This window comes from Methyloligella solikamskensis (genome assembly GCF_042676065.1).
GTDB classification, from domain to species: domain Bacteria; phylum Pseudomonadota; class Alphaproteobacteria; order Rhizobiales; family Methyloligellaceae; genus Methyloligella; species Methyloligella solikamskensis.
Genome location: NZ_JBHTJO010000002.1, coordinates 384,661 through 396,858 on the forward strand (window position 1 = coordinate 384,661; position 12,198 = coordinate 396,858).

Annotated in this window: 11 protein-coding genes; 7 read left to right on the forward strand and 4 right to left on the reverse strand. The window is 64.4% G+C overall.

The window, feature by feature from the left end:
• The first annotated feature begins 74 nt into the window (after positions 1 to 74).
• From thrC to ACFQ2F_RS14875, 4 genes are all read left to right on the forward strand, one after another.
• Positions 75 to 1,508 carry a threonine synthase gene (gene thrC, locus ACFQ2F_RS14860; RefSeq protein ID WP_379091403.1) on the forward strand — a complete coding sequence of 478 codons (1,434 nt, stop codon included), beginning with the start codon at positions 75 to 77 and terminating at the stop codon, positions 1,506 to 1,508.
• Positions 1,505 to 2,815 (forward strand): M16 family metallopeptidase, encoded by a 1,311-nt coding sequence (locus ACFQ2F_RS14865; RefSeq protein WP_379091405.1) that lies wholly within the window; start codon positions 1,505 to 1,507, stop codon positions 2,813 to 2,815. The genes thrC and ACFQ2F_RS14865 overlap by 4 nt, the downstream gene beginning before the upstream one ends.
• Before the next feature lie 11 nt (positions 2,816 to 2,826).
• Positions 2,827 to 3,414: a GNAT family N-acetyltransferase gene (locus ACFQ2F_RS14870; protein ID WP_379091406.1), complete on the forward strand. Its 588-nt coding sequence runs from the start codon at positions 2,827 to 2,829 to the stop codon at positions 3,412 to 3,414.
• Positions 3,415 to 3,490: 76 nt separating this feature from the next.
• Positions 3,491 to 6,571 (forward strand): EAL domain-containing protein, encoded by a 3,081-nt coding sequence (locus tag ACFQ2F_RS14875; protein WP_379091408.1) that lies wholly within the window; start codon positions 3,491 to 3,493, stop codon positions 6,569 to 6,571.
• On the opposite strand, the gene ACFQ2F_RS14880 is transcribed toward ACFQ2F_RS14875, so the two are convergent.
• Entirely contained in the window at positions 6,568 to 7,185 is a 618-nt protein-coding gene (locus tag ACFQ2F_RS14880) for a YqgE/AlgH family protein (protein ID WP_379091410.1), read from the reverse strand. The genes ACFQ2F_RS14875 and ACFQ2F_RS14880 overlap by 4 nt on opposite strands.
• A gap of 121 nt (positions 7,186 to 7,306) precedes the next feature.
• On the opposite strand from ACFQ2F_RS14880, the gene ACFQ2F_RS14885 reads away from it, so the two are divergent.
• The gene (locus tag ACFQ2F_RS14885; RefSeq protein ID WP_379091412.1) at positions 7,307 to 8,170 is read left to right on the forward strand and encodes a protein-disulfide reductase DsbD domain-containing protein; all 864 of its coding nucleotides are present in this window, start codon (positions 7,307 to 7,309) and stop codon (positions 8,168 to 8,170) included.
• A gap of 152 nt (positions 8,171 to 8,322) precedes the next feature.
• Positions 8,323 to 8,808 (forward strand): peroxiredoxin, encoded by a 486-nt coding sequence (locus tag ACFQ2F_RS14890; protein ID WP_379091414.1) that lies wholly within the window; start codon positions 8,323 to 8,325, stop codon positions 8,806 to 8,808.
• A gap of 12 nt (positions 8,809 to 8,820) precedes the next feature.
• Here ACFQ2F_RS14890 and rnhA read toward each other — a convergent pair whose 3' ends face one another.
• Genes rnhA through ispH form a run of 3 tightly spaced genes read right to left on the reverse strand, consistent with a single transcriptional unit; the run spans position 8,821 to position 11,250 of the window.
• Entirely contained in the window at positions 8,821 to 9,279 is a 459-nt protein-coding gene (gene rnhA / locus ACFQ2F_RS14895; RefSeq protein WP_379091415.1) for a ribonuclease HI, read from the reverse strand.
• Entirely contained in the window at positions 9,279 to 10,247 is a 969-nt protein-coding gene (gene thrB / locus ACFQ2F_RS14900; protein ID WP_379091417.1) for a homoserine kinase, read from the reverse strand. The genes rnhA and thrB overlap by 1 nt, the downstream gene beginning before the upstream one ends.
• Before the next feature lies 1 nt (position 10,248).
• Complete coding sequence (ispH, locus tag ACFQ2F_RS14905; protein WP_379091419.1) at positions 10,249 to 11,250, reverse strand: 4-hydroxy-3-methylbut-2-enyl diphosphate reductase; 1,002 nt, start codon at positions 11,248 to 11,250, stop codon at positions 10,249 to 10,251.
• A 204-nt stretch (positions 11,251 to 11,454) separates the two neighbouring features.
• On the opposite strand from ispH, the gene ACFQ2F_RS14910 reads away from it, so the two are divergent.
• Positions 11,455 to 12,150: a hypothetical protein gene (locus ACFQ2F_RS14910; RefSeq protein WP_379091421.1), complete on the forward strand. Its 696-nt coding sequence runs from the start codon at positions 11,455 to 11,457 to the stop codon at positions 12,148 to 12,150.
• Positions 12,151 to 12,198: the final 48 nt, after the last annotated feature.

A 12,198-nucleotide genomic window follows, 5' to 3' on the forward strand; every position in this document is an offset into this window, starting at 1 on the left:
CCGCATTTGGTTGCGGCGAAGCCTCCCGCCGATTACCTTCAGCCCACCATTTCAAGCCCGTATTCGAGTCCGCCGTGAAATATGTCAGCACACGGGGCGAAGCCCCTTCGCTCTCCTTTGAAGGTGCCCTTCTCGCAGGTCTTGCGCGCGACGGCGGACTGTACATGCCCGAGACCTGGCCGCATTTCTCGGAAAAAGAGATCGCCGGCCTGGCGGGCCTCGATTACATCGACGTCGCCGAACGGGTCATACGCCCCTTCCTGGAGGACGACCCCTGCCTCGACGATCTGCGCGAGGTCCTCGAAGAGGCCTATGCCGGCTTCGACCATCCCGCCGTCACGCCCCTGAAGCAGATCACGCCGAAGCTCTGGATTCTGGAGCTGTTCCACGGACCGACGCTCGCCTTCAAGGATCTCGCCATGCAGGTCGTGGCGCGCCTCATGGACCGCGCCCTCATCCGTAAAGGTGGCCGCGCCACCGTGCTCGGCGCCACCTCCGGTGACACGGGCGCTGCGGCCATCGACGCCTTCCGGGGCCGCAAGGCCATCGACGTCGTGATCCTTCATCCCAAGGGCAGGGTGACCGAGATTCAGCGGCGGCAGATGACCACTGTCGACGATCCCAACGTGCACAATATCGCCCTCGAAGGGACCTTCGACGACTGCCAGGCCATCGTGAAGGCGCTGTTCAACGATCTGCCCTTGCGCGACCGGCTGCACCTCACGGGCGTGAACTCCATCAACTGGGCACGCATCGTCGCCCAGACCGTCTATTACTTCACCTCGGCCGTGGCCCTCGGCGCCCCGTGGCGTCCTGTCTCATACACGGTGCCGACCGGAAATTTCGGCGATATTTTCGCAGGTTACGTCGCTCAGCAGATGGGTCTGCCGATCCAGCGCCTCGTAATCGCCACGAACGCGAACGATAGTCTGCCCCGCGCTTTCGCCACCGGTATTTACGAGCCGAAAACGGTGATCGCGACCTCCAGCCCCAGCATGGATATCCAGCTTGCGAGCAATTTCGAGCGCCTGATGTTCGAGCTGGTGGACCGTAATGTCGGCCGGGTGAAGGAGCTGATGACCGAGCTTCAGGACACGGGCAAGTTGACCATGACCCCGGACGAGCTGACCAAGCTCAAGGAGGTCTTCGGCGCCTACAGCATCTCCGAAGAAGAGACCCAGGAGACCATCGCCAGGGTCTACCGGAAGACCGGTGTGCTGACCGATCCTCATACGGCGGTCGCCATCGGTTCGGCCCTGGACGAGCGCCGCGCGCTGGATCAGGGCAACACCACAACGCCCATGGTGATCCTTTCCACTGCCGACGCTGCCAAGTTTCCCGAGACCGTGGAGCGCGCCACGGGGCGCGTGCCCGAACAGCCCCAGCGGCTCAAGGACCGGCTCGGCGAAACCGAGCGCTGCACCTCTCTGCCGGCGGATTACCAGACGGTCGCGGACTTCATCTCGAAGCATTCCCGGGCAGGCCAGGGCGAAGAGGTGGACGCGTGAGCGTGACGACCACCAGAAGCTCCGCTCCCACTTCTGAAGTCAGCAGGCTCGCAAACGGCCTGACCGTCGCCAGCGTCACCATGCCCGGCGTGGAGACGGTGTCTCTCGGCATCTGGATCGGAGCCGGTAGCCGCTGCGAGACGGCGTCCGAGCACGGCGTCGCCCACTTCCTGGAGCACATGGCCTTCAAGGGCACCGAGCGGCGCAGCGCCCGCGACATCGCCGAGGAGATCGAGGCGGTGGGCGGCGATATCAATGCGGCCACCGGCGTCGACAGCACTGCCTATTACGCGCGCGTCCTGGCGGAGGATTTTCCTCTCGCTCTCGACATCCTGAGCGACATTCTGCTGAAGCCCCGCTTCGAGACGCAAGAGCTTGAGCGCGAGCGCGGCGTCATCCTCCAGGAGATCGCTGCCTCCTTCGATTCCCCGGAAGACACGGTCTTCGATCTCGCCCAGGAAGCCGCCTATCCCGATCAGCCCTTGGGGCGGCCGATCCTCGGCACCATGCAGAGCATCGGGGAGTTCGGCCGCGAGGACCTCACCCGCTATCTCGGGGCCCATTATCACGCGCCCAACATGGTGCTTTCGGCCGCCGGCGCCATCGATCATGCCGATTTGGTCAAGGCTGCCGAGAACTGCCTCTCCGGCCTCGACGCCACGCCGGCCCCACAGCCGGAGGACGCCCGCTATAGCGGCGGCATCCGCCATTCGGAGCGCTATTTCGAGCAGACCCATCTGGTGCTCGGCTTCGAAGCCCCTGCGCTCCACGATCCCGGCTATTTCCAGATGCAGATGCTGGCCGGCGCGCTTGGCGGCGGCATGTCCTCGCGCCTGTTCCAGGAAGTCCGCGAGAAGCGGGGCCTTTGCTACGCCGTCTATTCCTTCGCCCATAGCCTGGCCGATACGGGCACGTTCAGCATCTATGCCGCGACGGGGCCGGAGTATTCCGACGAGCTCTTCGCCGTGATCCGTGACGAGATCCGCCGCGCCGCCGAGGATGGTTTCCACCCGGACGAACTCGCCCGCGTGAAGGCGCAGGCCAAGATGGGTCTGTTCGCGTCGCTCGAAAGCTCCGCCGCCCGCGCCGAGCAGCTCGCCCGGTATATTCTTCTCTATGGCCGGCCGCTCACCACCGAAGAGCTGCTGGAGAAGGTCGAGGCGGTAACCGCGGACGATCTTCGCCACCAGGCGATGCAGCTTCTCGCTTCGCCACTTACCCTTGCGACAGTCGGCCCGATCGCCAATCGCGCCCGCTTCGATGGAATAGCGGAAGAATTCGTGTTGCCGCCCCGCAAGGCGGCTTAGGGGACGTAGCCATGGCCTTGCTGCGCACAGCCAGTTCCAGCGATATCGGTCCCGTCATCCGGACCGACCGGGTCATGCTGCGCACGCCTCAGATGGCAGACTATCCGGCCTGGGCGGAGCTGCGCGCCGGCAGCAAGGAATTTCTCGCTCCCTGGGAGCCGCTCTGGCTTCCCGACGAGCTGACCCGCGCGTCCTATCGCCGCCGGGTGCGTCACTATTTGCGCGATCTGCGCGAGGATGTGGGCTACGCGCTCTTCGTCTTTACCGCCGATGGGGAAGAGCTTCTGGGCGGTATCACCCTGTGCAACGTGCGCCGGGGCGTGACCCAGGCTTGCACGCTGGGATACTGGATCGGCGAGCCTCACGCCCGGAAGGGTTACATGACAGCCGCGGTGCGGGCTGTTATCCCATTTGTCTTTGATTCGCTTGAACTACATCGGCTCGAGGCCGCATGCCTGCCACATAATTTGGCCTCGAAGCGCCTCTTAGAAAGGACCGGGTTCAGGCGCGAGGGATTTGCGCGCCGTTATCTGCGGATCAACGGCGCATGGCAGGACCATTTGCTTTACGCGCTTCTCGATACGGACGAACGGATCTAAAGCGCGCAAGCCGCATAAGGCTGAGGAGATCGGTACGGGAGTGACGACGTCCTTGCGAGGGAATGCGGCCGTTTCAATGCGAAAGCTCACCGGCTTCTCGCAGCGGTCGGCTTTTGCCTGCTGGCTGGGCGCGCTTTGCACCCTGGCGATACTCCTCTTGTGCGGGCCCGCATCCGCCGTCGACTCCGTTACCGTCAATCCCGACTACACCCGCCTCGACATCACCGCCTTCGCCGAGCTCTACCGGGGCCGCGGCGACCGGCTTCAGATTGAGACCGCGCCGGGGCCAGACGGCTTCGCCGGCCGCATGGCCGTCCAGGCCCAAACCCCGGGCACCACGCCGAGCTGGCTGGTCTTCGCGCTGAGCAATCCGAGCACCGAGCGCATGGTCCGTTGGATCGTCGCGCCGCGTTACACCCTGACCGCCTCGGGCTTGCGCTGGCCCGATCTCGATGCGGACCGGGTCACCGACGTCACGCCCTCTCTCGGCTTCAAGCCAGAACGGCTGGACGAGACCCGCGCCGATACCTTCCGCGTCAGCCTGGAGCCCGGCCAGACCATCACCTTCGCCGCCGAGCTTGCATCGGAAGATGTGCCCCGCCTGTTCCTGTGGGATCCCGACGCCTATCAGGACAAGCAGAAGGACAAGATGCTGTTCAACGGCGTGTTGCTGGGCATCGCCGGCGTTCTGGCCATCTTCCTGACCGCCATCTTTGCCGCCAATCACCGCGCCATCTTCCCCGCCACCGCGCTCGTGGCCTGGGCGGGGCTGGCCTATCTCTGCGTCGATTTCGGTTTCTGGAACAAGCTTTTCCCGGTCAGCGTCGACCGCATGGCGGTCTACCGAGCGGCAGCAGAAGCGGCCCTTGCCGCCTCCATCGTCCTGTTCCTCTACACGTTCTTACGCATCGGGCTCTGGCATAACTGGATCAAGACGGTGTTCTGGGGCTGGATCGCGGTCCAGTTCGGCCTCGTGGTGCTCGCCGTCATCGATCCGGCGGTGACCGCCGGACTTGCGCGCCTGTCGTTCGTGCCCATCGCGGCCGTGGGCTCCGCTCTGATCGTGTATCTGGCCTTCCGCGGCCAGGACCGTGCACTCGCCCTTATCCCGACCTGGCTGCTCTTCCTGGTCTGGCTGTTCGGCGCCGGCATGATCGTCATCGGCCAGCTCCAGGGCGATCTCGCCGTCTCAGGCTTCCTCGCCGGCCTTGTGCTGATCCTCGTGCTGCTCGGCTTCTCGGTTACCCAGTTCGCCTTCCGCAGCGGCCCCGTCGCTCAGCTCGGACCGCTGACCCAATCCCAGATGAAGGCACTTGCCGTGGACAGCGCCGGCGCCTCGACCTGGCAGTGGGACAGCAGCAATTCGGAGATTTCCGTGAGCCCGGAAATCGAGGAGATGTTGGGCCTCGCCCCCGGCACTCTCAACACCAATGTCGACGATTTCGTCAGCCACATCCATGCGGGCGACCGGGACCGCTTCCGGTTGACCCTCATGTCGCTCCAGGAGAACCATGGCGGCGACGTCGATATCGACTTCAGGCTGCGGCGCCATGACGGCACCTATCTCTGGTACGAGCTCAAAGGTCATGCACCGGAGAGCGATAATCCGCGGCTGCTGCGCTGCATCGGTTTGCTGCGCGACGTCACCCCGGAGAAACGCTCCCACGAGCGGCTGATGCACGATTCCGTGCACGACAACCTCACCGGCCTGCCCAATCGCGAGCTTTTCATGGACCGGGTGCAGGGCGCCATCACCCGCCTGAAAGAGGGGCAGGGCAACCGCCCCACGGTCATCTTCATCGATATCGACCGGTTCCGGAACGTGAACCAGAGCCTAGGTCTCGTCACCGGCGACACCATGCTCCTTACCCTCGCCCGCCGGCTGCAGCGTCACCTCAATCCGCAGGACACGCTCGCCCGTCTCGGCAGCGACCAGTTCGCCATCCTGCTGATCTCCGAGATCGATCCGCGCAATGTCGCGCTGCTCGCTGACCGGGCACGTCGCGCGCTCCGCACCCCCATGAAGATCGAGGGCAAGGAGATCGTACTCACCGCCTCCATCGGCATCGTGGTCCATGACGGTACTCAGGACACCGCCCAGGACTTCATGCGCGAGGCCGAGATCGCCATGCTCCAGGCGAAGCGGAGCGGCGGCGACCGTATCGATATCTTCAATCCGGCGACCAGAACCGAAGAGGGGCGTCTGCCGCTGGAGACCGATTTGCGCATGGCCATCGAGCGCAAGCAGATCTCGGTCCTCTACCAGCCCATCACCCGGCTTGCGAACAACCAGCTCGCGGGCTTCGAGGCGCTGATGCGCTGGGATCATCCGACCCGCGGCCGCCTCGGCGCGGAGGACTTCATTCCGATTGCCGAAGAGACCGGCCTGATCGTGGAGCTGGGCTCCTACGTGCTCACCCAGGCCCTGGAGCAGGCGGCCGAATGGCACCGAGCGCTGCCGCGCGTGCGCGATCCGCTCTTCGTCAGCGTCAACGTCTCAAGCCGTCAGCTCTTCCGCCAGGATCTGGTGCAGGAGATCCGCCATCTGCTCGCCCGCGAGACGGTGCCCCGCGGCACCCTCCGACTTGAGATTACCGAGTCGCTGATCATGGAGAATCCGGAGCGCGCCACGGAGATGCTGGAATGGCTGCAGAGTTTCGGCGCCCGCATCGCGCTCGACGATTTCGGCACCGGCTATTGCTCCTTGAGCTACCTGCACCGCTTCCCCTGCGACACCATCAAGGTCGACCGGTCTCTGGTGCGCGACGGCGGCATGAGCGGCACGAGCCCGCTGATCCTGAAATCCATCATCGCCCTCGCTCATGACCTGGAGAAGGAAGTGGTGGCCGAAGGGATCGAGACCGAAGAGCACGCCGCCTATCTGCGGTCTCTCGGCTGCGAATTCGGTCAGGGCTTCTATTACGGCGAGCCCATGTCGGTGAAGCACGTGGCGGCTCTGCTCCACGCCCTGAACAGCCATAAGGGCCGCCGGGAAGAACCGGTCGAGACCGGCGCGATCGCCGCCGGAAATGGCAATGGCAACGGGAATGGCGCGGGCCACGAGACAGCTTCGGAAGATTTCGAGGTCGTCGAGCCTATCGAGACGGACCGTCCTCAGGCAGGCACACCGCCCGACGCACCGCCGTCGAGCACTTAGGCGTGACCGGAATCGTTGACCAGCCGCCCGGCATCGATGCCGATCCGGCTTAGAGCCAGCTCGTATTTCTGCTCCACATCGGGATCGAACAGCAGTTCCGCATCGGCTGGGCAATTGAGCCAGCCATTGGCGTGAATTTCGCTTTCAAGCTGCCCCGGCGCCCAGCCGGCATAGCCCAGCGCTAGAAGCGCCTTGTCGGGGCCTGCGCCGGCGGCGATGTCCCGCAGGATATCGACGGTCGCCGTGAGGCAGACACCTTCGTCGATGGGAAGCGTGCTTTCCGCCTTGAAGTAGTCGGAGCTGTGCAGCACGAAGCCGCGCCCCGTCTCCACCGGTCCGCCAAGATGCACGGTCAGGGAATCGGACCCGTAGCCGGGCAGCGCAATCCGCTCGTCTTCCGGCGCGATATTGAGCTGCTCGAGAAGTTCGCCGAAGCTGATATTCGGAGCGCGCTGATTGACCATGATGCCCATGGCGCCGTCGCCGGAATGGGCGCAGACATAGATCACGGCGCGGTCGAAACGCGGATCGCCCATGGAGGGCATCGCGACGAGCATCTGACCGTCGAGGTAGCCCTCGCGGTCATTGTGATCATCTGTGATCCCTTCTGCCATCGGACAAAGACTATGCTCGCCATTGGATGTTGTGAAGCGGCAATGACCTCGAATGCCATTGATCCGAACAGCGCCGCTCCGGTAGAGCTTGTATCGAACGCACAGATATATGATTGATTTCATGATGTTGAAGAGACGCGCGAAATTCCGGTGCCTGGTCGCCGTATTGGCCGCTGTGCTCATGGCCGGGGTGAGCTTCCCGTCCGGCCAGGCCCAGGCGGCAAGTTCCAAATGGGTCGAGGCGGCGGATTCGAAGCTTCGGCTCATCACCGGCGGCGAGCTGCCTGACGGCGAGGGAAGCTGGGCCGGTATCGAGATCCGTATGGAGCCGGGCTGGAAGACTTATTGGAAGAGCCCCGGCGACACGGGCGTTCCCCCCTATTTCGACTGGTCGGGCTCTGAGAATCTGAAGTCCGCCGAGATCCTCTACCCGGCGCCGAAGAACCTGCCCGATGCCGGCGGCCAGGCCTATGGCTATAAGGGCGAGGTCGTCTTCCCCGTGAAGGTCACGCCGGAACGCGAAGGCGAGTCCGTCACCCTGAAGCTCACCATGGATTTCGGCCTCTGCAAGGATATCTGCATCCCGAACCATGCGGAGCTGAGCATCCGGATCCCGGCCGAGCCGAAGCCGAGCGTTGCCGACTCTCTTCTGATCGACCGCTATCTCGCCTGGGTGCCGAAACCAGTAGAGCAGGGCGATCTGCCCGACATAGCCAATATCGAGAAGCGGTTCGACAAGCTGGAGCCGGAGCTCGTCATCGATATCCGCTATCCGGAAGGTGCCGAGCGCGCCGATCTCTTCGTCGATGCCGGCGAGGACTACATCCCGCCGGCGATGGAAGAGGGCGACGGGAAAGACGGTGCCAAGCGCTTCGTCATCACCTTCCGCGACAAGGATGAGGTTCAGGATCTGAAGGGCGAGGTGCTGACCTTCACCATGGTCAGCGACCGCGGCGCGCGGGAAGCCAAACGAACTCTGGAATAGAGCGACCCCTTCGAATAGGCCGCCCTTGAAGAGCGGTGTGCAAGGACCCCATCTGCACGGGGAACAGCCCGCCGCTTGTCTTCGTTCTTCGAGCCAGTAAGGTGGGCGCCACACCAGTTGACACCCCAATCGACAGCACGAGGAAGAGGCCAATGACCATCGCCGTAGGAGATCGCCTGCCCGACGCCACCTTCATGACGATCGGCGAAAAGGGACCGGAGAAGAAGGCAGCATCGGATATCTTTTCCGGCAAGAAGGTCGTGCTCTTCGCGGTGCCCGGCGCCTTCACCCCCACCTGTCATCTCCAGCACGTGCCGGGCTTCATCGAGAACGCCGACGCGCTGAAGGCGAAGGGCGCCGACACCATCGCCTGTGTCTCCGTCAACGACGCCTTCGTGATGGATGCCTGGTCGGACGTCACGGGTGCTAAGGGCAAGATCACCTTCCTGGCCGACCCGGACGCGGAGTTCACCAAGGCCATCGGCATGGATTTCGATGCCAGCGGCGCCGGTCTCGGCATCCGCTCCAAGCGCTACGCGATGCTGGTCGAGGACGGTGTCGTGAAGGTTCTCAACGTCGAGCCGTCTCCCGGCGAGGCCGAGGAGAGCACCGCCGAGAAACTCCTGGAGGGCATGTAGGAATTAGGGAGGCTAGCGCCCCTGAAAGGGCGCCATGCCCTCCCGCGCCAGCTCGTCGGCACGCTCGTTGTCGTCGTGGCCAGCGTGACCTTTCACCCAATGCCAGCGCACCTCGTGGCGCTGGGCGGCTTCGTCCAGCGCCTGCCACAGCTCGACATTCTTCACCGGCTTCTTGGCCGATGTCTTCCAGCCGTTCTTCTTCCAGCCATGGATCCAGCCGGTGATGCCGCCGCGCACGTAATTGGAGTCCGTATAGAGGTCGACGACCGAGGGGCTCTTCAGCGCGTTCAACGCCTCGATGGCCGCCATCAGCTCCATGCGGTTGTTGGTTGTGTTCGCTTCGCCGCCATTGATTTCCTTGCGGTGGGCGCCGGATTCCAGGATGGCGCCCCAGCCGCCCGGGCCGGGATTGCCGGAACACGCCCCATCCGTATGGATGACCACTTCGGTTTTCTTGTCGCTCGATGCCATCAGCTCTCGTCCAGCCCGTAATCGGATGCCGAGCGGACCTGCCGGTGGAAGCGCAGTTTCCGCAGATACTCGTCTGGCTTCTTCGGCTGCACCAGCGCGCCCGCATCGCGGTTCAGCCAGTCATAGGTGCGGGTCAGCAGGAAGCGTAAGGCAGCGCCCCGCGCCAGGATCGGCAGCGCTTCCCGCTCCGCCGCGCTCAACGGGCGGACGGCCTGATAGGCCTCCAGCAGCGCCCGGGACTTCGTCACGTTGAAGCTGACATCCGGCTCGAAGCACCACGCGTTCAGGCAGATCACCACGTCGTAGGCGAGCTGGTCGTTGCAGGCGAAATAGAAGTCGATGAGCCCGGACACCTTGCTGTCGAGAAACAGCACGTTGTCGGGGAAGAGATCGGCGTGGATGACGCCTTCCGGCAAATCCTCCGGCCACTTGCCCGAAAGCGCATCCAGCTCATCTTCGAGCTCGTCCGCCAGATCCGGGATGATGCCGTTGGCCTCCATCTTTACGGCCTCGAAGAGCTGTGCCCAGCCGTCCGGCCCGAGGCTGTTCTCCCGCCGCATCTGGAAATCGGCGCCGGCCTTGTGAAGCCGTCCCAGCACGTCGCCAAGCGCCGCGCATTGGGCCGTGCTCGGCCGCCGGGCGGAGATGCCGTCCAGAAACGTGATGAGCGCGGCAGGGCGCCCCGCCAGCTCCCGCAAGGCCTTTCCCTCGAGGTCGTGCACGGGCAGGGGGCACGGCAGGCCCTTGTCGGCCAGGTGCTCCATGAGCCCGAGAAAGTAGGGGAGGTCGGCCGCCGAGACCCGCTTCTCATAGAGGGTCAGGATGAAGCGGCCCTTCTCGGTCTCCACCAGGAAGTTGCTGTTCTCCACCCCTTCGGCGATGCCCTTGAAGGAGATGAGCCGGCCCATCCCGTAGCTTTCCAGGAAGGATTGAAGCTCCCCGTCGGAGACATCCGTGTAGACGGCCATCCTAAGACGCCGCGTTTTCGCGCAACGGGCGCGGCAGCTTGAAGGAGATGTTCTCCTGGGCCGTCGTCACGGTCTCCACATCGGCCCTGAAACGCGCCCGGAAGGCGTCGATGATCTCGTCCACCAGGACCTCCGGGGCCGAGGCGCCGGCCGTGATGCCGAGGCTGCCGATCCCGTCGAACATGTCCCAGTCGATCTCCTGGACGCCCTGGAGCAGCACCGCCTGGGGGCAGCCGGCGCGCAACGCGACCTCGACCAGCCGCTGGGAGTTGGAGCTGTTGGGCGAGCCCACCACGATCATCCGGTCGCATTTCGGTGCGATGGATTTCACGGCCTCCTGCCGGTTGGTGGTCGCGTAGCAGATGTCGTCCTTGGTGGGCACCCTGAGCGCCGGGAAACGCGCCTTCAGCGCTTCCAGGATCTCCTTGGTGTCGTCCACCGAAAGGGTCGTCTGGGTCGTGCAGGCGAGCATCTCAGGATCGCGTGGCGTGAAGGTCCTTGCGTCTTCCACGGTCTCGATCAGGGTCACGGCGCCTTCGGGCAGCTGCCCCATGGTGCCGACCACTTCCGGATGGCCCTCATGGCCGATCAGCAGCACCTCATTGCCCGACAGGAACTGCCGCTGAGCCTCCACATGGACCTTGGTCACCAGTGGGCAGGTGGCATCGAGATGGAACATGTTCCGCCGGGAGGCCTCCTCAGGCACCGATTTCGGCACCCCATGGGCGGAGAACACAATCGGAGCTTCCGTATCCGGGATTTCGTCCAATTCTTCGACGAAGATGGCGCCCTTGGAGCGGAGATTTTCGACCACGTAGCGATTATGCACGATCTCATGACGCACATAGACCGGCGCGCCGTACTTGGCCAAGGCCAGCTCGACGATCTGGATGGCCCGGTCCACGCCGGCGCAGAATCCGCGCGGCGCTGCCAGATAGATGGTCAGCGGCTCGGCCTCGGCAGGCTCGAAGCGTGTCGGTTTCAGCTCGTCTTTCAGCACCATTGGCTTTCGGCGATTCGCCTTGTCGTATCGAAGGTTAGGAGCTCAGGCCCCTTGTGGCCGAGGCTGCGGACCGTTAATTTCGCGCTTCCTAGCAGCCTGCGGGATTTCCGGCCAGTCGGCCGGTCTGTCGATCCGCGGCATTTCAGGTGCGCAGGCCCAGCCTGTCAAGCCGACCACGGGGTTAAGTTGACGCGTACGAGTGCAATGAAGTTGCGTAGCCTTGCTTACACGGCCGCGATCCTCGCGATGCCGGTGGTCCTGTCGGGCTGCGCCGTCGGCTCTCTCTCCAATCCGTTCAACAAAAACGATTCGGCCGACGCGCCGCCGCTGCCGCCGAGTACCCTTCCGCAGAACGTGACTGGTTCGGCCCCCGCGCCCTCGAGCGGCATGCCCGAGGCGCCGGTTGCTCCGGTGGCCCAGGCGCAGACATCGGCGCCGCCGGCCGGCGCTCCCTCCACCAATCCGGGCCTGGCGACCTTGCCTTCAGGGCAGGCGGCCAATTGCCCGGAAGTCGTCTCCTGGCCTCAGGACCGCCTGGTCACCGTCTATCAGTCGGGCCATTCCGGCGAGGCCATGGCCATCCGTCATCGCGGTGAGCTGACCAAGCTTTCCCGGGAATGCCGGGTCTATGGCAATCGCATGACCGTGCGCTACGGCATAGCGGGCCGGGTTCTGCTCGGGCCGAAGGGAAGCCCCGGCACGGTCAGCCTGCCAGTCAGCATTCGTGTGGCGGCCGCCGACCAGCGGATCATCCAGTCCAACTCGATTCGGGTCTCCGCCAGCGTTCCGGCCGGCAATCCGGTGGGCTATTTCTCCACGGTGCAGGAAGTCTCCTTCCCCGTCACCACCGGCACGCGTCCGCAGGACTACAAGATCTATGTGGGCCTGAAGCAGACCTAGCGTTTGCTGTGCTATCCCGCGCGCCGCGGAGCAGCCCCGCAGGGTTCA